The sequence below is a fragment of the Roseovarius gaetbuli genome (assembly GCF_900172365.1).
GTDB classification, from domain to species: Bacteria; Pseudomonadota; Alphaproteobacteria; order Rhodobacterales; family Rhodobacteraceae; genus Roseovarius; species Roseovarius gaetbuli.
Map to the genome: position 1 here is coordinate 24,847 of NZ_FWFJ01000003.1, position 20,684 is coordinate 45,530.

Annotated in this window: 21 protein-coding genes; 8 read left to right on the plus strand and 13 right to left on the minus strand. The window is 60.8% G+C overall.

Annotated elements, in window-relative coordinates:
• Window positions 1-47 precede the first annotated feature (47 nt).
• Window positions 48-800 carry a cytochrome c biogenesis CcdA family protein gene (locus ROG8370_RS02320; RefSeq protein WP_085825615.1) on the minus strand — a complete coding sequence of 251 codons (753 nt, stop codon included), beginning with the start codon at window positions 798-800 and terminating at the stop codon, window positions 48-50.
• Between the two features lie 93 nt (window positions 801-893).
• Here ROG8370_RS02320 and ROG8370_RS02325 point away from each other — a divergent pair, with 93 nt between their 5' ends.
• On the plus strand, window positions 894-1,121 hold the full coding sequence (locus tag ROG8370_RS02325; protein ID WP_085825482.1) for a sulfurtransferase TusA family protein: 228 nt from the start codon (window positions 894-896) through the stop codon (window positions 1,119-1,121).
• Window positions 1,122-1,190: 69 nt separating this feature from the next.
• Here ROG8370_RS02325 and ROG8370_RS02330 read toward each other — a convergent pair whose 3' ends face one another.
• From ROG8370_RS02330 to purC, 7 genes are all read right to left on the minus strand, one after another.
• The gene (locus tag ROG8370_RS02330; RefSeq protein WP_085825616.1) at window positions 1,191-3,905 is read right to left on the minus strand and encodes an Rne/Rng family ribonuclease; all 2,715 of its coding nucleotides are present in this window, start codon (window positions 3,903-3,905) and stop codon (window positions 1,191-1,193) included.
• Window positions 3,906-4,311: 406 nt separating this feature from the next.
• Window positions 4,312-5,646, minus strand: a complete 1,335-nt coding sequence (locus tag ROG8370_RS02335) for a sigma-54-dependent transcriptional regulator (protein ID WP_085825483.1) — start codon at window positions 5,644-5,646, stop codon at window positions 4,312-4,314.
• 6 nt (window positions 5,647-5,652) lie between these two features.
• A complete protein-coding gene (locus ROG8370_RS02340; protein ID WP_085825484.1) occupies window positions 5,653-7,422 on the minus strand; it encodes a sensor histidine kinase in 1,770 nt (589 codons plus the stop codon).
• Between the two features lie 55 nt (window positions 7,423-7,477).
• Window positions 7,478-8,146 (minus strand): phosphoribosylformylglycinamidine synthase subunit PurQ, encoded by a 669-nt coding sequence (purQ, locus tag ROG8370_RS02345; protein WP_085825485.1) that lies wholly within the window; start codon window positions 8,144-8,146, stop codon window positions 7,478-7,480.
• Window positions 8,147-8,156: 10 nt separating this feature from the next.
• Entirely contained in the window at window positions 8,157-9,200 is a 1,044-nt protein-coding gene (locus tag ROG8370_RS02350) for a zinc-dependent alcohol dehydrogenase family protein (protein ID WP_085825486.1), read from the minus strand.
• Window positions 9,200-9,439, minus strand: a complete 240-nt coding sequence (gene purS / locus ROG8370_RS02355) for a phosphoribosylformylglycinamidine synthase subunit PurS (RefSeq protein WP_085825487.1) — start codon at window positions 9,437-9,439, stop codon at window positions 9,200-9,202. Before purS ends, ROG8370_RS02350 begins: the two co-directional genes overlap by 1 nt.
• Before the next feature lie 66 nt (window positions 9,440-9,505).
• Window positions 9,506-10,267, minus strand: coding sequence for a phosphoribosylaminoimidazolesuccinocarboxamide synthase (gene purC / locus ROG8370_RS02360; RefSeq protein ID WP_073199550.1), 762 nt, complete (start codon window positions 10,265-10,267; stop codon window positions 9,506-9,508).
• 162 nt (window positions 10,268-10,429) lie between these two features.
• Between purC and ROG8370_RS02365 the strand changes: the two genes are divergently transcribed.
• From ROG8370_RS02365 to bmt, 4 genes are all read left to right on the plus strand, one after another.
• The gene (locus tag ROG8370_RS02365) at window positions 10,430-10,744 is read left to right on the plus strand and encodes a DUF1476 domain-containing protein (RefSeq protein WP_085825488.1); all 315 of its coding nucleotides are present in this window, start codon (window positions 10,430-10,432) and stop codon (window positions 10,742-10,744) included.
• Between the two features lie 139 nt (window positions 10,745-10,883).
• Window positions 10,884-11,255: a hypothetical protein gene (locus tag ROG8370_RS20020; protein WP_139838020.1), complete on the plus strand. Its 372-nt coding sequence runs from the start codon at window positions 10,884-10,886 to the stop codon at window positions 11,253-11,255.
• Window positions 11,198-12,766, plus strand: a complete 1,569-nt coding sequence (locus ROG8370_RS02370; protein ID WP_170925162.1) for a phosphatidylglycerol lysyltransferase domain-containing protein — start codon at window positions 11,198-11,200, stop codon at window positions 12,764-12,766. The genes ROG8370_RS20020 and ROG8370_RS02370 overlap by 58 nt, the downstream gene beginning before the upstream one ends.
• Before the next feature lie 35 nt (window positions 12,767-12,801).
• Window positions 12,802-13,812, plus strand: coding sequence for a betaine--homocysteine S-methyltransferase (gene bmt, locus ROG8370_RS02375; protein ID WP_085825617.1), 1,011 nt, complete (start codon window positions 12,802-12,804; stop codon window positions 13,810-13,812).
• Between the two features lie 64 nt (window positions 13,813-13,876).
• Here bmt and ROG8370_RS02380 read toward each other — a convergent pair whose 3' ends face one another.
• Window positions 13,877-14,965, minus strand: coding sequence for a PA0069 family radical SAM protein (locus ROG8370_RS02380; RefSeq protein ID WP_085825490.1), 1,089 nt, complete (start codon window positions 14,963-14,965; stop codon window positions 13,877-13,879).
• A 213-nt stretch (window positions 14,966-15,178) separates the two neighbouring features.
• Between ROG8370_RS02380 and ROG8370_RS02385 the strand changes: the two genes are divergently transcribed.
• Together ROG8370_RS02385 and ROG8370_RS02390 are read left to right on the plus strand one after the other, a co-directional pair.
• On the plus strand, window positions 15,179-15,883 hold the full coding sequence (locus ROG8370_RS02385; protein WP_085825491.1) for a cobalamin B12-binding domain-containing protein: 705 nt from the start codon (window positions 15,179-15,181) through the stop codon (window positions 15,881-15,883).
• Between the two features lie 68 nt (window positions 15,884-15,951).
• Window positions 15,952-16,602, plus strand: coding sequence for a DUF1638 domain-containing protein (locus tag ROG8370_RS02390; RefSeq protein WP_085825492.1), 651 nt, complete (start codon window positions 15,952-15,954; stop codon window positions 16,600-16,602).
• Between the two features lie 101 nt (window positions 16,603-16,703).
• On the opposite strand, the gene ROG8370_RS02395 is transcribed toward ROG8370_RS02390, so the two are convergent.
• Entirely contained in the window at window positions 16,704-17,114 is a 411-nt protein-coding gene (locus ROG8370_RS02395) for a SufE family protein (protein ID WP_085825493.1), read from the minus strand.
• Window positions 17,115-17,240: 126 nt separating this feature from the next.
• Here ROG8370_RS02395 and ROG8370_RS02400 point away from each other — a divergent pair, with 126 nt between their 5' ends.
• A complete protein-coding gene (locus ROG8370_RS02400) occupies window positions 17,241-17,756 on the plus strand; it encodes a hypothetical protein (protein ID WP_085825618.1) in 516 nt (171 codons plus the stop codon).
• A gap of 31 nt (window positions 17,757-17,787) precedes the next feature.
• Here the strand turns inward: ROG8370_RS02400 and rnd are convergent, their stop codons facing one another.
• The 3 genes from rnd to purM form a co-directional block, all read right to left on the minus strand.
• The gene (gene rnd / locus ROG8370_RS02405; protein ID WP_085825494.1) at window positions 17,788-18,945 is read right to left on the minus strand and encodes a ribonuclease D; all 1,158 of its coding nucleotides are present in this window, start codon (window positions 18,943-18,945) and stop codon (window positions 17,788-17,790) included.
• A gap of 99 nt (window positions 18,946-19,044) precedes the next feature.
• Window positions 19,045-19,638 (minus strand): phosphoribosylglycinamide formyltransferase, encoded by a 594-nt coding sequence (gene purN, locus ROG8370_RS02410; RefSeq protein ID WP_085825495.1) that lies wholly within the window; start codon window positions 19,636-19,638, stop codon window positions 19,045-19,047.
• Window positions 19,635-20,684 carry a phosphoribosylformylglycinamidine cyclo-ligase gene (gene purM / locus ROG8370_RS02415; protein ID WP_085825496.1) on the minus strand — a complete coding sequence of 350 codons (1,050 nt, stop codon included), beginning with the start codon at window positions 20,682-20,684 and terminating at the stop codon, window positions 19,635-19,637. Before purM ends, purN begins: the two co-directional genes overlap by 4 nt.

Sequence of the window (20,684 nt, forward strand, 5' to 3'; positions counted from 1 at the left end):
CTCTTGCGCGGGCAAGCCTAGCGCAGGATTTTGGCAAGAGTAAGGGCTTATCCAAGCACCGCGAGCGCCGGAAAGGTTTCAAGCAGCCAGAAGGAAAACGCCGAAAAGCCGCCGGTCAGCATCAGCAAGCCAATCGTCCAGAGCAAGAGGCCCATCACCCGCTCGATCTGTTCCATGTGGCGCTTCATCCAGCCCATAAGCCCGGTCAGGCGCGGCAGGAAGGTCGCCACAAGCAGGAACGGCACGCCAAGGCCAAAGGCATAGACCGCCAAAAGCGTGGTGCCGCGCGCCACGTTGCCCTCAGACGCCGCCAGCGACAGGATCGCGCCAAGCTGTGGGCCGATGCAGGGCGTCCAGCCAAAGGCAAAGGCCAGCCCCAGCACATAGGCGCCAAAGGACGATCCGCCCTGATCCCCCGCATCAATCCGCGCCTCGCGATCCAGAAAGGAAATCCGGTAGATACCGATGAAATGCGCCCCGAAGGCCATCACAAGAACGCCCGCTACGGTGTTGAAATAGCTCTGATATTGCAAGAATACCGTGCCAATCGCCGAGGCGGTGAAGCCAAGGAACAAGAACACCGTCGAAAGGCCCAGAACAAAGAACAAGGCCGGCACCACCGCGCGGGCGCGCTTGCCAGAACCATCGGAAAGCTCACTCAGGCTAATGCCGCTCATATAGGCGAGATATGGCGGCACGATCGGCAGCACACAGGGGCTGAGAAATGAGATGACTCCGGCCATCAGGGCCACGATCATCGCGGGCAAAAGACCGGCGTCTATGATTTCGATTCCAAACATACCGTTTGACATAGCCCGTTCGTGGACGCGCGTCACCCGGCATTGCGTCACAACCTTGTGGACAGGCTGTAACAAGGCCGCTATCTGGCGGGTATGACACTGAAAGATACCCTGGATGCCACCGGGCTTTTATGCCCCCTGCCCGTTCTCAAGCTGCGCAAGCGGTTGAAATCGCTTGACGTTGGCGATCTGATCGCGATGCAGGCCGATGATCCGGCGGCGGTGATCGACGTGCCGCATTTTTGCGCCGAGGCCGGGCATGAGCTTGTCGAGGCCAAAGAAGCGGACGGCGTCCAGACCTATATCATCCGCAAATCCTGAGCCCCGCCAACGCGAAACGCCGCGCTTTTCAGGGCGCGGCGTTTGCATGTTTTTTATCAAGGCGATGCCTTAGCCGCCAAGCGACCACCAGCCTCGGCGTTTGGGTTTGGCATCTTCCTCTGCCACTTCTTGTGTCGCCGGTGCAGGCTCCGCTGTGGCGGCAACCGGAGTGGGCTCTGGCTCTGGCTCTGGCTCTGGAGCAGGTTCCGGCGCGGCCACGGGCTCGACCACCTCGGCAATCGGTCCCGGGGTCGGCTCGGGTGCCTCCTCGGTCTGCGCGTCTGCGACAGGCGCTTCGGCTGGAGTCTCCGGGGTCGCCTCTGCCGCTACTTCCGGCTCTTTCTTCTTGCGCGGCGCACGGGTGCGCTTTGGCTTCGGCTTGGGCTCTGCTTCGGCAGCAGGCGCCTCGGCCTCCGCAGCACCGGTGTCGGTCTCTGCCTCAGCTTCAACCGCCTTGGGCTCGGGCTTTTTGCGGGGGCGGCGCGTGCGCTTGGGCTTGGGCTTTTCTTCGGCCTCAGGCTCGGCTGCGGGTTCGGCGGCTTGCTCTCCGGGTTGCGCGTCGGTCTGAGGCGCCGCCTCTTCGCTTACAGCGCCATTCTCGCCGTTATCCCCATTCTCGCCGTTGTCGTCCTGACCATTGCCACCGGATTTCGACCGCCGACGCCGACGCCGACGCCGCTTTTTCGGCTTGTCGCCATCCTCAGCATCGGCTTCGCCATTGGTTTTCGGGGCCTCGACCTCAGTTTCGGCCTCCGCCTCGTCCTCGGCCACATCCTCTTCGACCTCGTCCTCAAGATCGTCCATCAGCGAGCTATGGGCCGACACGAACTGCGGAATGACCATTTCGGGCACGGCGCGGGTCGCGGTCTTGAACTTTTCAAGCGTGAAATCGGGGCTGATAAGCCTCGGGTCGCCCTCGATACGCACAGACAGACCATAGCGGGTTTCGATCCCCGCCACATGTTCGCGCTTTTGGTTCATCAGGTAGTTGGCGATCTCCACCGGACATTTCACCAGAACCTCGCGCGAGCGGCGGCGCACGCCCTCTTCCTCGATCTGGCGCAGGATCGACAGCGCAAGACTGTCATCCGAACGGATCAGACCAGTGCCGTGACAGGCCGGACAAGGCTGTGTCGTGGCCTCGATCATGCCGGGGCGCAGACGCTGGCGCGACATTTCCATCAGGCCAAAGCCGGAAATCCGGCCGACCTGAATGCGCGCTCGGTCGGTCTTGAGCTTGTCCTTCATGCGCTTTTCGACGGCCGAGTTGTTGCGACGCTCGTCCATGTCGATAAAGTCGATGACGATCAAACCGGCCAGATCGCGCAGGCGCAATTGGCGGGCGACCTCATCGGCGGCCTCAAGGTTGGTCTTGGTCGCGGTTTCCTCGATCGAGCCTTCCTTGGTGGCGCGACCAGAGTTGACGTCGATGGCGACAAGCGCCTCGGTCACACCGATCACGATATAACCGCCGGATTTAAGCTGAACCGTGGGGTTGAACATGCCCGAGAGATAGGATTCGACCTGATGGCGCGCGAAAAGTGGCTGTTGATCGACGTAATGCTTCACGTTCTTGGCATGGGACGGCATGATCATTTTCATGAAGTCCTTGGCGATGCGATAGCCGCGCTCGCCCTCGACCAGAACCTCGTCGATGTCACGATTGTACAGGTCGCGGATCGAGCGTTTGATCAGGTCGCCTTCTTCATAAATCTTCGCAGGCGCAATTGATTTCAGCGTCAGCTCGCGGATTTGCTCCCAGAGGCGCTGAAGGTATTCGTAATCGCGCTTGATCTCGGCCTTGGTGCGCTTGGCCCCGGCGGTGCGCACGATAAGACCCGCGCCGGACGGCACGTCGATCTCATTAGCGATTTCCTTGAGCTTCTTGCGATCAACCGCGTTGGTGATCTTGCGGCTGATGCCGCCGCCACGCGCGGTGTTGGGCATGAGAACACAATAGCGGCCTGCAAGGCTAAGATATGTGGTCAGCGCCGCGCCCTTATTGCCGCGCTCTTCCTTGACGACCTGTACAAGAAGGATCTGGCGAACCTTGACCACTTCCTGAATTTTATAGCGACGCGGGCGCGGTTTGCGCACCGGGCGGATATCTTCGCTGTCATCTTCATCGGCGACAGATTCGATGTCATCATCACGCGAGGCATGGTCGCGCTTGCTGCCCTCGTCAGACTCGTCGTCGCTGTGATCGTCAGATGCGTCCTGGCCGTGATCTTCCGGCGCGTGATCTTCGGCCTCAGGTGCGTCGGTTGCGGCGTTATCGGCCTCAGCTTCGGGCTCTTCCACCGGGGTTTCGGCGACGCGCTCCATGGGCGACGAGCCCTCTTCGGCATCGTCGTCAAGGTCTATGGTTTCCATGCCGGAAATCTCGCCGTTCACCACCGCGTCGTCAGACCTGGTGGTTTCCGCCTTGGCCTTTGGGCGCGACCGCGACCGGGTGCGCCGCTTGGGCTTTTCGTCTTCTTCCTTTTGCGCCTCGGCATAGGCGCGCTCTTCTTCCATCAGGGCTTCACGGTCAGCGACCGGAATCTGATAGTAGTCGGGATGAATTTCCGAGAAGGCAAGGAACCCGTGGCGATTGCCGCCATAGTCGATGAACGCCGCCTGAAGCGACGGTTCGACCCGAGTAACCTTTGCTAGATAGATATTGCCTGCAAGTTGGCGTTTGTTTTCGGACTCAAAATCAAATTCCTCGACCTTGTTTCCGTCGACCACCACAACGCGGGTTTCTTCCGCGTGGGTGGCATCAATGAGCATTTTCTTAGCCATGTTTTCCGTTTGCATCGCGGCGCACACACCTGCCCCGGTGGGGCGGCGTGTCGCGGGAGATGTCTGATAAGGGCAATAACGCGCGCGCAGCACTGGGCGCCTGTGGCGGCCCCGGCTATGACGTTTTGATGTGTCGCGCGCTTCATCGCGGTTCTTTTACTCCGGCACCCGTCAAGGCGCCAATTCAGGGCCTGACCACCCTGCTATCAGGGATCAGGCGTGTATTTGGCCCCTGTTACGGGGCCCAATCGGTCTATCGGGAACTGCGGGATGTAAACCCAAGCTTGTACCCAATAGCGAAACTCGTGCGGATTCTGCATCGCAATGCATGTCTCCATCGTGTCACACTAAAGCGTCACATAGAGGAATTACAATGGAGAAAATGCGATTTCGGCCGATTGAACGCTCAGAGATAATCCGAGCGCTGCAAGCCGTATTTCGCCATTTTTTCGTTCAGCGTGCGGCGTGGCAGGCATAATTCATCCATCACCGCCGCGATCGAGCCCTTGTGGCGCCGCATCGTGTTGTCGATCAGCATCCTCTCGAACGCCTCGACATATTCCTTGAGCGGCTTGCCTTCGGTGGTCATCACCGGCTGCATGTCCTGATGATCCGAGATCAAAAGCGAGGCGATGGTGCCGCTGCCACGGCGCGATTGAAGCACCGCGCGCTCGGCCACGTTGAAGAGCTGGCGCACATTGCCGGGCCAAGGGGCCTGCAACAGTTGGGTTGCTTCCTGCGCCGAGACCTGCGGCGCCTCACAGCCGTAATCATCGGCAAACTGATCGCTGAACCGGGTGAACAGCGTCAGGATATCCTCGCCCCGCTGTCGCAGCGGCGGCAGGGTGATGCGCAGCGACGCCAAACGGTAAAACAGATCCGAGCGCAGCGCGTCTTCGCAGGTGCGCCCCTCGTCCTGCATGTTGGAAATCGCGACAATGCGGATCTCGGGCGGCGTGCCGTCCTCGTTGATATGGGTCAAAAGACGCGCCTGCGCGGCCTCGGACAGAGATTCGATATCCTCAAGCACAAGCGTGCCGCCGCGCGCCTCTTCAATCGCGGGCAGTTGGGTGTCTTCGGGGTGCATCGGGCCGAACAGCCGCTTGATAAGCGCCTCATCCTCAAAGGCGGCGCAGGACACGGTGACAAATTTTTTGCCTGCCCGCGCGCCGACCGCGTGAAGGGCATGCGCCACAAGGGTCTTGCCGGTGCCGGTTTCGCCCTCGATCAGAACGTGACCATCGGCCTGCCCAAGATCAAGGATGTCTTCTTTCAGCCGCTCCATCGCCTGGCTTGTGCCGATCAGCTTTTTCATCAACTGGCCGCCATCCGACAGCTCTTTGCGCAGGGCGCGGCTATCAAGGGTCATGCGGCGCGAGTTGGTGGCCTTTTTGGCCAATTCCGTCATGCGATCCGGATTGAACGGCTTTTCCAGGAAATCAAACGCGCCGATGCGCATTGCCTCGACCGCCATCGGCACATCACCATGCCCGGTGATCATGATCACCGGCAGGCTTGAATCCGTGCCCATCAGCTTTTTGAGGAACTGCATGCCGTCCATGCCGGGCATCTTGATGTCGGTCACCACGATACCGGGGTAATCGGCCCCAAGCGATTTCAGCGCCTCTTCGGCGCTTGGAAAGGCCTCGGTGTCATAGCCCGACAGGGCCAGCCACTGGCTGATCGACTGACGCATGTCTTTTTCGTCGTCAACAATCGCAATCTTCATCGCACTTGGCATTTTGCATCACTCCGCTGCACGGGTCTCTTCCGGCTCTTGTTGCAAGATAGGCAGTTGCATTTCAAATACAGCCCCCCCACCCGGCGCATTGCGCGCCGTCAGGCGTCCGCCTAGGTCGTTCACGATACCCGATGAAATGGCAAGCCCCAAGCCAACCCCGTCGCCGGGCAGCTTGGTGGTGTAAAACGGCTCGAAAAGGTTCTCGAAGTTGACGATCCCGGTGCCGTTGTCGCGCACGGTCAGAATCGCGGTTTCGCCTGCGGCCAGCAGGATGTCGATGGTCGCATCCTCGACGTTCTCGGTGGCATCCATGGCGTTGCGCAACAGGTTGATCATGACCTGCTCCACCCGCACCCGATCGCCCATGATCATCACCGGTTCACTGGGCAGGGTGCGGTCGATCTTGACCTTGCGCAAGCGCAGCTGCGGTTCCATCATCGCAAGCGCCGAAGCAAGTGCATCGCCCATGTTTACAGGCTCGAACGTGTCACCACTCTGGCGCGCATAGGACTTGAGCTGCTTGGTGATCGCGCCCATCCGTTCGATCAGATCGTCGATCCGCTGGAACGCCGACAGCGCCTCGTCGGGGCGGTTGCGCGTCAGCAAAAGCCGCGCCCCGGCCAGGTAGGTTTTCATCGCCGCAAGCGGTTGATTCAACTCGTGACTGACCGCCGCCGACATCTCGCCCAGAACCGCCAGTTTCGAGCTTTGCTGAAGCGTCTGTTCGGCCACGGCAAGGTTCTCCTGCACCCGCTGACGCTCGGCGATTTCCCGCTGGAGGCGGGCATTCAATGCGCGAAGCTCTGCCGATTCCCGCTGAAACAGAACCATCCGAACGGCGGTGCGGCGGTTGAGAAAATAAAACGCGAGCGCCAGGAGAATCGCAAAGGCCATGATCTCGAGCGCGAGATAGCCGTTCACCTTGTCGCGCACGGTGGCGTAGGTGGTGAAACTGGCGATCCGCCAGCCCCGAAACGCCACCCTGCCCTCGACCCGCATCACCGCCTCGCCGCGCACATAGGCATCGGGCGGCAGGGCGGTCCAGTCGGCGGTGGCCTGAATGGCGCGCTGAATGGCGCTATTGGCGGGCTCGCGGCGCAGGGCGTCGGCCTCGCTCACACCGCGCCATCGCGGTTCGGTCGCAAGGATGATCTGGCCTTCGCTATCGGTGACCATCACCGCGTCGGAAATGCCCGCCCAGGCCCGCTCGTACTTGCGCAGATCGACCTCGACAAGGATCACGCCCAGCACTTCGTTCTGGGTGTCGATCCGGCGCGAATAGTAAAAGTTGTACTGCCCGGTTTCCTGGCGCAACACCTTGAAGACAGTATCTCTTGAGCGCAGCGCATCGACAAAATAAGGCTCCTGCTTGAGCGACTTGCCAAGCGAGCTTCGCTCGGTCGCGGCCACCGTGCGTCCGTCCTTGTCCAGCAGCGTCAAAGAGGCGGCACCGATCTCCCTCAGGAAGGAAATGAGGCGTTGCGTCGACTGGGCATAATCATCGGTGCTGAGCGCGCGGATAAGCGCGGGATCGCGCGCCAGAAGCTGCGGCACGATCGCGTTCTGGCGCAGCTCGCTCAGCAAGTTGCCGCTATAGAGCACAAGCCGCAATTCGGCGCGGTTGCGGGTGTTTTCGGTAAAGCGGTCGGTCAAAAGCCGGTTGGTCACCACCACCACCGAAACCGCCAGCACCACAAGCGCCAAGAGCACGAGGCGCGCGCGCCAGCTTATGGTGCGCATGCGCGGAACCGGGGATTTGATCAATGAGCCACTCATGGCCTAGACTCTAGGCCGCGAGGGCGCCCATCTCAAGGCGCGCGCGTCAATGGTATCACGCGTCGGCAAGCTGGCCCACAAGCGAGGTGAACATCGCCGCCCCGTCGGTGCCGCCATGAGTCGGCTCTGCCATCCGCTCGGGATGCGGCATCATGCCAAGAACCCGACGGTTTTCCGACAGGATGCCGGCAATGTCGCGGGCCGAGCCGTTGGGATTGTCGTCATAGGTAAAGGCCACGCGATCCTCGCCTTCCAGCCGGTCAAGCGTCGCCTCATCGGCAAAATAATTGCCATCGTGGTGGGCAATCGGAATGGTGATATGGCTGCCCGCAGCATACCCTCGGGTAAAGGCGCTGTCGGCGGTTTTGACCGTAAGCGAGACCGGCTTGCAGATATACTTGAGCCCGGAATTGCGCAGCAGAACGCCCGGCAGAAGGCCGGTTTCGGTCAGCACCTGAAAGCCGTTGCAGACACCAAGCACGTAACCGCCCTTTTCGGCGTGGCTGATCACCGACCGACAAATCGGCGAATTGGCCGCAATTGCCCCGCAACGCAGGTAATCGCCAAACGAAAACCCGCCGGGAACGCCAATCAGGTCCATACCGCCAGGCAGTTCTGTATCCTTGTGCCAGACCATGGTCACATCGGCCCCGGCTCTTTCCAGAGCAACGGCCAGATCGCGGTCGCAGTTGGATCCAGGGAAGACGATGACAGCCGCTTTCATAGCGCGCTCCTTAGCTTGAGAAATCTGTGATGACTGCTACGCCGGGCGGGGCCGCCTTGTCAAACGCTGCAAGCTCTGATGTCACCTCGCCAAGCGCGATACGGCGGGTCACGAGCGGGTTCAGGTCGACATGACCGCCCTCAATCAGGCTGAGCAGACTGGGATAGCGCCAGCTCGGCATGCCGCGCGTTCCATAAATCGCCAGCTGCCCGGAATAGACCACATCCATCGGAATCGGCATGGTCGCGTGCTCGCCCGCAGGCATGCCCACCTGAACCAGCCGCCCGAGTTTGCGCAGGGATTTGAGCGCCCCGATGGTTGTGGCCGCAATGCCCAGGGCCTCGATCGCAAGATCGGCCCCGCCGCCGGTGATCTCTTTCACAACAGTCGCGGCATCGACCTGCGCCGCATTGACCACCGCATCGGCGCCAAGAGCCCTGGCAAAGGCCAGTTTTTCGGGAACGATATCAACCACGACCACGCGCGCGCCAAGGGCACGCCCCAGCAACAGAGCCGAAATCCCGACACCGCCACCCCCAAAAACCGCCAGCCATTCTCCCGGACGCAAGGCCGCGCGCCCGGTCAGTGCGTGCCAGGCGGTTGTCACCCGACACCCCAGTCCCGCGGCCAGCTCGGGGCTGATGCCTGTCGGCAACGCAGTCAGGTTGGCATCGGCAAAGGGCACGGCAATCTGTTCGGCAAAGGCGCCCGGAATGGTGAACCCCGGCACCGCCTGATCAAGACAGATCGTCTGATTCCCGGCGCGGCAATCAGAGCAGGCCCCGCAGGCCAGAATGAAGGGCGCAATAACCCGGTCCCCGATTTGCCAGCGGGAGGTGCCCTGCCCGACGCCAATCACCTCGCCGCAAAACTCATGGCCAGGCGTGTGCGGCAAGGACACATCTGGATCGGCCCCGACCCAGGCATGCCAGTCCGAACGGCAAACGCCGCAGGCCAGAACCTTTAGAACGACACCACCCTTGGGCGCCTCAGGATCAGGTAATTCAACGATTTCAAGCGGTTCCCGCCAGGCCGTCAGCCGGGCAGCCCGCATCAGCCCAGCTCCACCGAGTAGCTTTCGATCACGGTATTGGCCAGAAGCTTTTCACACATATCGGTAACGGTCTTGCGGGCCTCGGCCTCGTCGGTTTCGGCAAGATCAAGCTCGATCACCTTGCCCTGACGAACGCCGTTCACCCCGTCAAAGCCCAAAGAGCCAAGCGCGTGGCGCACGGCCTCGCCCTGCGGATCGAGAACCCCGTTTTTCAACATGACATGCACGCGTGCTTTCATGGCGTCTTTCCTATGTAGTCTGGCGGCGCAATGCGCGCCGGGTGGTCATTGGGCGCAGGCGCGCACTCAGTTGATCAGCGTCGGACGGGCCATCGGCGTGGCGCCTTTGGGCATGATGCCCAGACGGTTAGCCACCTCGGTATAGGCATCCGTCAGGCTGCCGAGGTCACGGCGGAACACGTCCTTGTCAAGCTTGCGACCGGTTTCGATATCCCACAAGCGACAGCTGTCGGGGCTGATCTCGTCGGCGACGATCAGGCGCTGGAAATCGCCGTCATAGACGCGGCCGACCTCGATCTTGAAATCCACCAGCTTGATGCCGATGCCGAACATCACCCCGGCCATGAAATCATTCACCCGGAGCGCAAGGCTCAGGATGTCGTCCATGTCCTGCTGGCTGGCCCAGCCAAAGGCGGCGATATGTTCTTCGGTGACCAAAGGATCGCCAAGCGCGTCATCCTTGAGGCAATATTCAACAATCGGGCGCGGCAATTGCGTGCCCTCTTCAATGCCAAGGCGTTTGGCCATCGACCCTGCGGCATAGTTGCGCACGATGATTTCAAGCGGCACGATTTCGCAGGCGCGCACCAATTGCTCGCGCATGTTGATGCGTTTGATGAAATGCGTCGGCACGCCGATGGTGTTGAGCCCGGTCATGAAATATTCCGAGAGCATGTTGTTGAGCACGCCCTTGCCCTCGATAACCGCCTTTTTCTCAGCGTTGAACGCGGTGGCGTCATCCTTGAAATACTGAATGATCGTTCCGGGTTCAGGCCCTTCATAGAGGGTCTTTGCCTTGCCTTCGTAAATTTTCTTGCGCCGCGCCATGCCAACTCCGCCGGTTGGGTCAGGGGCCGAGTCCCCCGTACCGTTGCGTCCTCATAGTGCATGGGCAGCATTGTCGCAAGATCACGTTGGCCCCTTGCCCTTTGACGCACAGAATTGCATATCTTGGTAGACATTAATCCTTGGCTGATGGGGAATGGACCTATGACCACATTCGATGATCGCGAAAACGCGTTTGAAAACAAATTTGCCCATGACGAGGAAATGAAATTCCGCGCCGAGGCCCGCCGCAACAAGCTTTTGGGCCTTTGGGCGGCTGAGCTTCTGGGCAAAACCGGTGATGACGCCGATGTCTATGCCAAAGAGGTCGTCAAGGCCGACTTCGAAGAGGCCGGCCACGAAGACGTGGTGCGCAAGGTTGCCGGTGATCTGGGCGATATCGCCGATGCCGACACGATCCGCAGCAAGATGCACGAATTGCTCAAGATCGCCAAAGATCAGCTGATGAAAGAAATCTAAGAGGGTTCTCCTCTTCGGGATTTGCAAGGCGCGCCTTAAACGGGTGCGCCTTTTTTCGTTACATATTTAAACGTTAAGCCCCGGCTAAGTCCCTGCCCCTAATCTAACGATTGGTGGTGAGTAAACAGGGGTATTGGATTTGCGCAGGGGCATTGCAGTCGTCAGGCAATGGGTATTTCCCGCATCAAAGCAGATTGTGCCGCTTGTGATCGGGGGGCTGTGCCTCTGGGCTATCGCGCATCGGTTCGACGCCAATAGTCTATCGCAGATCGGCAGTGCGATCCTGGGGCTCGGACCCGCGCAATGGATCATGGCGATGCTGGCCACCGGGCTTAGTTTTTGGGCGCTCGGGCGCTATGACGTGGTGGTGCACCGGCATTTGCGCACCGGCTGCGCCCCGCCCATGCCGCCCGCGTCGGCGCCGCCGCAATTGCACTTGGCCAGGTTATGGGCATGGGCGTGGTCACCGGCGCGCTTGTGCGATGGCGGCTTTTGCCGGGCCTGTCCCTGATCGAGACCAGCAAGCTGTCCCTAACGGTGGCGCTCTCGTTCTTCGCCGGGCTTGCGGCGGTTTCTGGGCTTTCGGGGCTGCTTTTGACGCCCCGGTTCATGCCTGCCGCATTCTGCATCGGCCTGATATTATTAATTCTTTCCTTTGCCTTACTGGCCTTTCTTCATCCTCGGATTCGGATTTTTGGCCGCCAGGTGACGCTTCCGTCACTGCCCGCATTGTGCAAGATAACCGCCCTCACCCTGCTTGATACCACAGCCGCCGCGCTTGCGCTTTATGTGCTGCTGCCCACGGGCCTTGATATCGGGTTTGCCCTGCTGTTTCCGGTCTATCTGGCCGCGCTGACGGCGGCGCTTGTCACCGGAACGCCCGGCGGTGTCGGGCCGTACGAACTCACGGCACTCGGGCTTTTGCCTGAGGGGGCCGCGCCAGAGATCATGGCAGGCATTCTCGCCTTTCGCCTGATCTATTATGCCCTGCCGGCCCTGATCGCCGCATGGTTTCTTTATTGGGGCGAGGCCAATACCACGCCGCCAGTCCGATCAGGGCTAGAGCCCATTCGCGACCTGCCGCAGGACATCAGCCGCGCCGAGCTTGGGGTTTGCCTGCAAAACGGCGCGCGCCTGTTGAGCGCGGGGCAAACTCGGCTCGCCATCGTCTCGACGGCGCAAACCGAAACCGCGATGTTCGACCCCATTCGCGGGGCGGCGGCGGCGGGCCTTCCCGGCCTGCTTGCCCTTGCGAGGCGGCGCAACAAGGTGGCGCTGATCTACAAAACAACGCCGCGCGGGGCGGCGACCCTGCGCCGGGCGGGTATGGCCACACTTCACATCGCCGATGAGGCGGTGATTGATCCGCAAAAATTTCACCTTCAAGGGCGCAAATTTCGCCAGTTGCGGCGCAAACTGCGCCAGGCGGGCGAGGCAGGAATCAAGGTAACCCGGGCCGCCGCCCTGCCCCAGGCAGAAATGGCGCGCCTTGACGCCGAATGGCAGGCGCTCAATGGCGGCGCGCGGGGTCTGTCGATGGGGCAGTTCTGTCCTGATTACCTGCTTCGGCACCATGTTTACCTTGCGTGGCAAAACGATACGCTTGTGGGCTTTGCAAGTTTTCATTCCTCACATCACGAACGCTGTCTTGACCTGATGCGATCCGCGGCAAAGGCCCCCTCGGGGTGCATGCACATGCTGGTTACCAAGGCCCTGACCGAGGCCCGCGCCGATGGGCTTTCGCGGGTGTCGCTGGCGGCACAGCCCTGCCTGACGACGGCGCGCGCCACCCTGCCCCGCCTGATCGCGCGCCGGATTTCCCATCACTCGGGCGCCACCGGCCTCGCCCAATTCAAGGCCAGCTTCGCCCCGCGGTATCAGCCGCTTTATGCCCATGCCAAAAGTTGGCCCGCCCTGGCGCTTGGGCTTGCCGATCTCAGCCGCGTGATCAACCGCCCCAATCGGAGCCAACCTCACAATTGTCATGAAGAAAATGAGTTTGATTCAAGTCGGCATATATGAAAGGAAACGCGCTACACTCAGTTCAGGACAAACCGATGACAAATGCCTTTTCCAAGATGCTGGCTGCACGCGACTGGATTCTCGCCGATGGTGCCACCGGGACCAATCTTTTCAACATGGGGCTGGAATCCGGGGATGCACCCGAGATGTGGAACGATCAGCATCCGGACCGGATCGAGCTTTTGTACAAACAGGCGGTCGACGCCGGGAGTGATCTTTTCCTGACCAACTCTTTTGGCGGCAATGCCGCGCGACTCAAGTTGCACGGCGCGGCCAAACGTGCGCGCGAGTTGTCGCGCATTTCCGCCGAGATTGGCCGCGAGGTCGCCGATCGCTACGACCGCCCGGTGATTGTGGCCGGCTCTGTTGGCCCCACCGGTGAAATCATGGCCCCGATGGGCGCTCTGACCCATGAACTTGCGGTGGAAATCTTTCACGAGCAGGCCGAGGGCCTGAAAGAAGGCGGCGCCGATGTGCTCTGGCTCGAAACGATTTCCGCACCCGAAGAATACAAGGCCGCCGCCGAAGCGTTCAAACTGGCCAATATGCCTTGGTGTGGCACGATGAGCTTTGACACCGCCGGGCGCACGATGATGGGCCTGACCTCGGCCGATATGGCCACGATGGTCGACAAGCTTGGCAATCCGCCGCTGGCCTATGGCGCCAATTGCGGGGTTGGCGCGTCGGACCTGCTGCGCACCGTGCTTGGCTTTGTCGCCCAGGGCAGCGAGCGCCCGATTATTGCCAAGGGCAATGCCGGCATCCCGAAATACCACGACGGGCATATCCATTATGACGGCACGCCCGAACTGATGGCCGAATATGCGATTCTTGCGCGCGATGCGGGCGCGACGATCATTGGCGGCTGCTGTGGTACCATGCCCGAGCATCTGTCGAAAATGCGCGAGGCGCTGGAAACCCGCCCGCGTGGCGAACGCCCGACGCTGGATCAGATCACCGGTGCGCTTGGGGCGTTTTCCTCGGCTGCCGATGGCACCGGCGACGACACGCCCGAGCCGCGCCGCAACCGCCGCCGCCGGGCATAACCGTCAGGCTCTTAGCGCCCTTACATGCGCGCCTCGCGAGGCAGGCTGTCAGGCCTGAAGAGCGTCACCCGAAAAGCGACATTTGATCGCCCCGTTCGAATGGGCGATCAAACAAATCCGTGCGTAGCTCCGGCTGATCCCGATTCAACCCAAGCCGCGCCGCCGCCGCCTCGAACCGGCGCGCGATAAGGCGCGCATAGACCCCGCTACCACGCATGCGTCGGCCCCAATCGGCCTCATAGTCCTTGCCGCCATGCATTTCGCGCACGCGGTTCATCACCCTGTTCACGCGGTCAGGGTAATGTTCCTGTAACCAGTCCTTAAAGAGCGGCGCCACCTCAAGCGGCAAGCGCAGCATGATCCAGCTCGCCGCGTCAGCCCCCGCCTCGCGAGCGGCACCAAGCAAGGCCTCGATCTCGTGATCCGTCAGCCCCGGAATAACCGGCGAAGTCATGATACGCACCGGCACACCCGCGCCACGAAGCGCGCGAATCGTGGCCAATCGGCGTGCGGGCGACGGCGCGCGCGGCTCAAGCTTGCGCGCAAGATCCGCATCAAGCGAGGTCACCGAAATACCAACCCGCACCAGCCCCTGCGCGGCCATATCCGTCAGAATATCAAGATCACGCTCAATCAGCGTGCCCTTGGTCACAATCGCCACCGGATGCCGGAACCGCTGCAACACCGTTAGACAGGCGCGCATGATCTCGCGGTCTCGCTCGATTGGCTGATAGGGATCGGTGTTGGTGCCGATCGCCATCGGTTGCGGCACATAACGCGGGTGGCGCAACTCTGCATCCAGCAGATCCGCCGCATTGGGCCGCGCAACCAGCCGGGTTTCGAAATCCAACCCCGGCGACAGCCCAAGCCAGGCATGGGTCGGACGCGCAAAGCAATAAATACAGCCATGCTCGCACCCGCGATAAGGATTGATGGACCGGTCAAACGGAAGATCAGGCGAGCGGTTATAGGTTATGATCCGCCGCGCCATCTCCTCTGTGACATGGGTGGTCAAGGCTTGCCCGCCCACCGCCTGCGCCCATCCATCCGGCTCATAGCGGGTTTCGGTTGCCTCATACCGCCCGGCTGCATTGCTGCGCGCCCCGCGTGCCCTGATCCGCAAATCAGGAGGTATCGTTTCACTCTCACCCATGGAGCATCCATGGAACATACGGGGAACAAATGCAACGAACTTATATAGTTCATGACAAGTTTGCAGTGGGTTGCACCGCAATTCGTTGCTATAAGTCGGTTGCAGTGCGGTCAGTGTCGCATTCCGGAAAGTGGACCCGCGACAAATTGTCGAAAGCTGCATAAGACACCAACACTCAGTGCCAATCGCGCACAGCAATCAAGGATTCCCGAAATGTCTGATCAAGAAGACGACATCATCCTGTCGGAACTGGACAACGAAGAGCTTGTTCAGCAGATGTTTGACGACCTTTATGATGGTCTCAAAGAAGAGATCGAGGAAGGCGTGAACATCCTTCTTGAACGTGGCTGGCAGCCCTACCAGGTGCTGACCGAAGCGCTTGTCGGCGGCATGACCATCGTTGGCAAAGACTTCCGCGACGGCATCCTGTTCGTCCCCGAAGTACTTTTGGCCGCCAACGCGATGAAGGGCGGCATGGCCATCCTCAAGCCGCTTCTGGCCGAAACCGGCGCGCCGCGCGTCGGCAAGATGGTGATCGGCACGGTCAAGGGCGACATTCACGACATCGGCAAGAACCTGGTGTCGATGATGATGGAAGGCGCCGGATTCGAGGTCGTCGATCTCGGCATCAACAACCCGGTTGAAAAATACCTCGAGGCGCTGGAAACCGAAGCCCCCGATATCCTGGGCATGTCGGCGCTTTTGACCACCACGATGCCCTACATGAAAGTGGTGATCGACACGCTGATCGAGCAGGGCAAGCGCGACGATTACGTGGTTCTGGTCGGCGGCGCGCCGCTGAACGAAGAATTCGGCAAGGCCATTGGCGCCGATGCCTATTGCCGCGACGCCGCCGTGGCCGTCGAAACCGCCAAGGATTTCATGGCGCGCAAGCACAACAAACTGGCCGCAGGCTAAGCTGAACGTCTGATTTCAAGCTTCACGGCCCGCGTCCCTCGCGGGCCGTTTTTCGTAACGGAGAGCCAATGACCGATCTGCCAAACGATGATACCCTGACCCATAGCGGCCTTGAGGCGCGCGATGGCGGGCGTATCCTGCTGATTGCCTGCGGAGCCCTGGCTCATGAAATCCTGACGCTGAAACGGCTCAATGGCTGGAATCATATGGATCTGACCTGCCTGCCCGCCAAATTGCACCTCTACCCCGAGAAAATCACCGAGGCGGTTACAGAGTCGGTCGAAAAAAACCGCTTGGCTTACGATCATATCTTCGTGGTCTACGCCGATTGTGGCACCGGAGGCCAGCTTCAAGCCAAATGCGCCGCCCTCGGCGTCGAGATGGTTGAGGGGCCGCATTGCTATTCTTTCTTCGAGGGCAATGATTCCTTCGCGGCCCGCGGTGATGATGACATGCGGGCGTTTTTCCTGACCGATTTCCTGGTCCGCCAGTTCGACGCCTTCGTCTGGAAACCCATGGGCCTTGATCGCCACCCCGAATTGCGCGACATGATTTTTGGCAATTACACGACGCTGATCTATCAGGCGCAAACCGATGATCCGGCCCTTGTCGAAAAGGCACGCGCCTGCGCCGATCGCCTTGGCCTCACGTTTGAATACCGCTTTACCGGCTATGGCGACCTTGAGAAATCACTTGAGCATCAAGCCGCAAAACACTGATCTAATTCACCGTTCCACAAAAACTCTGGGGAGTTTGAGGGGTGAAACCCCTCATCAAACCAATCCTGTGCGCCAAAGGCGCTCCGCTGGATCACGCCGACTCAACCCGCCTCGCCCGCCACAAGGCGGATGCGTTCGATCATCGCGCGAAGCCCGTTCGAGCGCTGCGCCGACAAATGATCATTCAACCCAAGCCGCCCAAGCTCTGCGGGCGCGTCGACCTTGACCACCTCGGCCACCGGCAGCCCATTGTAAAGCGCGCGCAGTACCGCGATCAAACCGCGCACGATCATCGCATCACTATCGCCCTCAAAACTGAACTGCCCCGCCTCGATGCGCGGATGCAGCCAGACTTGGCTGGCGCAGCCATCGACCTTGGTGGCGGGCACCTTGAGCGCCTCATCAAGCCCCGGCATCGCCTTGCCATAGTCGATGACATAACGATAGCGGTCTTCCCAATCCTCGAGAAACTCGAAATCGGCGACAATCTCTTCAAAGGTTTCGGTGGCCATCGCATGCTCCTTCTTGCTTGCCCCATGACCTAAGTGCCGCATTGATCAACGTCCAGCCCCAGCTTGCACCTTTTCAAGCCAGCCCGGATAGGGTAACCGAGGTAAAAGATGTCAAAGGCGGTACTGATGCGCATCCTTCTAGCACTCACAATGGTTTCTTCGATGGTTCTTGCGGGCTGTGGCGGTCTGCGCGACTCGCGGGTCAATCCGGCGAACTGGTTTGGCAAAAGCGTATCCCGTCCGGTGGCTGCGGGCCCAAGTGAAACCGTGAACCCGCTTATCCCGGTCAAGGAAGAAAGCATCTTCCGCCGCAACAAGACCGAGGTCTATGACGGCACGCCGGTGGATCAGATCACTGACCTTCGGATCGAACGCACACGCGATGGCGCGATCATCCGCGTGACCGGCCTTAGCACCCGTCAGGGCGCTTTCGATGTACGCCTTGTCTCTGACAGCAAAGGCGAGCCGGTGAATGGCGTGCTGAGCTATAAATTGATGGCGTTGCAACCAGATAACACGCCCCAAGGCCCGGCAGTGGCGCGCACCTTGCATGCGGCCGAGTTCATCTCGACCCAGACCTTGGCAGAGGCGCGCACCATCGTCGTGACCGGCGCGCGCAACGAACGCCGCAGCACCCGCTAAGGCAGGCTGATCACGTCATCTTCAGAGTGGGTTAAAGGTCGACAACCTCGATCGACTGGCCCTTGACGGCCAGAGCGATCTCGCCATCGCAGAGGCGCATGGCATCGCGGCCAAACACATCAAGCCGCCAGCCCTGCAAGGCCGCCACATCGCGCTTGCCCGCCGCCATCAGGTCAAGGTCAGCCGCCGAAGCAATCAGCTTTGAAGCCACCCCGTAATCTTCGGTCTTGGCCTTGAGCAACACCCGCAACAGATCGGCCAGCGCCGGATTCACCTGCAACTTGTCATTGCTGGCATCCACTTTCGGGGCCTTTTCGGGCGGGCACTCCAACCCGGCCTTGACCGCGGCCAGAATACCATCGGCAATCTCACCCTTGCGGCCCTCGCGCATCAAAAGACGCGAGCGGCCAAGGTCCTGAAGCGTTGCGGGTTTGGTCGAGGCCAGCTCGACCAGGGCATCATCCTTATAAACCCGGCTGCGCGGCACATCGCGCGATTGGGCATACTCTTCGCGATAGCGCGCCAGTTCGCGCACCACCGACAAAAATTTGCCCGAAGAATTGCGCGTCTTGATCCGCTTCCACGCCTCTTCGGGATCAACCCGATAGGTGCTCGGATTGGTCAGCACCCGCAACTCTTCTGCAACCCATTTGTCACGCCCCGAGGTCTGAAGCTTTTTGGCCAGATATTCGTAAACATCGCGCAGATGGGTCACATCGGCCAAGGCATAAGTTTTTTGCGCGTCGCTCAGCGGACGGCGCGACCAATCGGTAAAGCGCGAGGTCTTATCGACCGGCAGCTTGCAGATTTTGCGCACCAGCGTCTCGTATCCGGCCTGCTCGCCAAAGCCACAGACCATCGCCGCGACCTGACTGTCAAACAGCGGATCGGGAATCACCCCGGCATCGACAAAGAAAATCTCAAGGTCCTGACGCGCGGCGTGAAACACCTTGACCACCGAGGTATCGCGAAACAGGTCATAAAGCGGCTCAAGCGACAGGCCCTCGACCAGCGGATCGACCAGAACGGCGCTATCGGCCTCATTGCTCTGCACCGCGAGCTGCACAAGGCAAAGCTTGGAATAATAGGTGCGCTCGCGCAAAAACTCTGTGTCGACGGTGACATAATCGTGCTTCGCGGCCATGGCGCAATAGCTGGCCAGATCTTCGGTCGTGGTGATGGTTTTCATACCGGGTGCTCTTGCTCTTTTATATATGCCCTGCGGTTGTCCGGGCGCGGTATAGGTCAGATCGCGGCGAAATGGAATGCCCCCGCCGCAACGTTACAATCAGGGCAAGAAAATCGGGGTGCGGTCACCCGCTGCAAAGCGTCTTAAGACGGCCGGATAGAGAATATGTTCCTGCGCCAGAACCCGTGCGGCCAGCGTATCGGGGGTGTCGTCAGCCAGAACCGGCACGCGCGCCTGTCCAAGAATGGGGCCCTCGTCAAGCTCTGCGGTGACCTCATGCACGGTACATCCGGCCTCGGTCTCGCCCGCCTCAAGCGCGCGGGCATGGGTATGCAAACCGCGATATTTCGGCAAAAGCGAGGGGTGGATGTTGAGCATCTTCCCCTGCCAGGGTCCGACAAACCCCGCCGTCAGAACCCGCATGAACCCCGCAAGGCAAATCAGGTCGATCGCATAGGGCTCAAGCCGCGCGGCGATCTCGGCCTCGAATGCGGCGCGATCCCCTTTGAACGGGCGGTGATCGACCACTTCGGTCGCAATCCCCTGCCCTTTGGCCCAGTCAATCCCGCCGGCATCGGCGCGATTCGAGAGCACAAGCGCCGGGCGCGCCGGGTGATCGCCGGTCATGTCGGCGACAAGGCTGCGCATGTTCGAGCCACCACCGGAGAGAAAGATCGCGACGCGTTTGCTCACAGCAGGACGCCTGTGTAGCTCACCGTTCCATCACCCCGCGTGACATGGCCGATCTCGGACACGGTTTCTCCTGCAGCTTCAAGCGCCGCCTTAACCTCGGACGCGCGCGCCGGGTCGGCGACCACAATCATGCCAAGGCCAGAGTTGAAGGTCTTGAGTAATTCGCCCTCGGCCATGCCGCCGGTTTCGGCGAGCCAGCGGAACACGGGCGGCAAATCCCACGATCCAAGATCAACCGTCGCCGCAAGCCCTTCGGGCAGAACGCGCGGCAGGTTCTCGGTCACGCCACCGCCGGTGATATGAGCCATGCCCTTGACCCCGCCCTGCTTCATCGCGCCCAGAACCGAGCGCACATAAAGCCGTGTCGGCGTCAGCAGGGCCGCGCCAAGGCTGCCCGTCGCCCAGGGGCAGTCATCGCCCCAGCCAAGGCCAGACATCTCGACGATGCGGCGCACAAGGCTATAACCGTTGGAATGCACGCCATCGCTGGCCAGCCCCAACAAAACATCACCCTCGGCAATATCGCGCGGCAGGTCCTGGCCACGCTCCATCGCGCCGACGGCAAAACCGGCAAGATCGAAATCGCCCTTGGGGTACATTCCCGGCATTTCCGCGGTCTCGCCGCCGATCAAGGCACAGCCCGAGCCTTCGCAGCCCCGCGCGATCCCTTCGATGATGCGCGCGGCCTGATCAAGCTCAAGCTTGCCGGTGGCAAAGTAGTCGAGAAAGAACAGCGGCTCTGCCCCCTGACAGATCAGGTCATTGACGCACATCGCCACAAGATCGACGCCGACGCCATCCACATGCCCGGTATCAATCGCAATCCGAAGCTTGGTGCCGACCCCATCGGTGGCAGCCACGAGGATCGGGTCATCGTACCCGGCCGCCTTGAGGTCAAACAGCCCGCCGAACCCGCCAAGGCCCGACATCACGCCCGGGCGCACCGTGCGTTTGGCGGCGGGTTTGATCCGCTCGACAAGCGCGTTGCCCGCATCAATATCAACACCGGCATCGGCGTAGGTTATACCCGTCTTCTTATCGGTCAT

Excerpts from the sequence above, each read along its gene's own strand:
- ROG8370_RS02320 (WP_085825615.1), bottom strand. The coding sequence starts at position 800 with ATGTTTGGAATCGAAATCATAGACGCCGGTCTTTTGCCCGCGATGATC.
- ROG8370_RS02325 (WP_085825482.1), top strand. The coding sequence starts at position 894 with ATGACACTGAAAGATACCCTGGATGCCACCGGGCTTTTATGCCCCCTG.
- ROG8370_RS02330 (WP_085825616.1), bottom strand. The coding sequence starts at position 3,905 with ATGGCTAAGAAAATGCTCATTGATGCCACCCACGCGGAAGAAACCCGC.
- ROG8370_RS02335 (WP_085825483.1), bottom strand. The coding sequence starts at position 5,646 with ATGCCAAGTGCGATGAAGATTGCGATTGTTGACGACGAAAAAGACATG.
- ROG8370_RS02340 (WP_085825484.1), bottom strand. The coding sequence starts at position 7,422 with ATGAGTGGCTCATTGATCAAATCCCCGGTTCCGCGCATGCGCACCATA.
- purQ (WP_085825485.1), bottom strand. The coding sequence starts at position 8,146 with ATGAAAGCGGCTGTCATCGTCTTCCCTGGATCCAACTGCGACCGCGAT.
- ROG8370_RS02350 (WP_085825486.1), bottom strand. The coding sequence starts at position 9,200 with ATGCGGGCTGCCCGGCTGACGGCCTGGCGGGAACCGCTTGAAATCGTT.
- purS (WP_085825487.1), bottom strand. The coding sequence starts at position 9,439 with ATGAAAGCACGCGTGCATGTCATGTTGAAAAACGGGGTTCTCGATCCG.
- purC (WP_073199550.1), bottom strand. The coding sequence starts at position 10,267 with ATGGCGCGGCGCAAGAAAATTTACGAAGGCAAGGCAAAGACCCTCTAT.
- ROG8370_RS02365 (WP_085825488.1), top strand. The coding sequence starts at position 10,430 with ATGACCACATTCGATGATCGCGAAAACGCGTTTGAAAACAAATTTGCC.
- ROG8370_RS02370 (WP_170925162.1), top strand. The coding sequence starts at position 11,198 with ATGGGCGTGGTCACCGGCGCGCTTGTGCGATGGCGGCTTTTGCCGGGC.
- bmt (WP_085825617.1), top strand. The coding sequence starts at position 12,802 with ATGACAAATGCCTTTTCCAAGATGCTGGCTGCACGCGACTGGATTCTC.
- ROG8370_RS02380 (WP_085825490.1), bottom strand. The coding sequence starts at position 14,965 with ATGGGTGAGAGTGAAACGATACCTCCTGATTTGCGGATCAGGGCACGC.
- ROG8370_RS02385 (WP_085825491.1), top strand. The coding sequence starts at position 15,179 with ATGTCTGATCAAGAAGACGACATCATCCTGTCGGAACTGGACAACGAA.
- ROG8370_RS02390 (WP_085825492.1), top strand. The coding sequence starts at position 15,952 with ATGACCGATCTGCCAAACGATGATACCCTGACCCATAGCGGCCTTGAG.
- ROG8370_RS02395 (WP_085825493.1), bottom strand. The coding sequence starts at position 17,114 with ATGGCCACCGAAACCTTTGAAGAGATTGTCGCCGATTTCGAGTTTCTC.
- ROG8370_RS02400 (WP_085825618.1), top strand. The coding sequence starts at position 17,241 with ATGCGCATCCTTCTAGCACTCACAATGGTTTCTTCGATGGTTCTTGCG.
- rnd (WP_085825494.1), bottom strand. The coding sequence starts at position 18,945 with ATGAAAACCATCACCACGACCGAAGATCTGGCCAGCTATTGCGCCATG.
- purM (WP_085825496.1), bottom strand. The coding sequence starts at position 20,684 with ATGACCGATAAGAAGACGGGTATAACCTACGCCGATGCCGGTGTTGAT.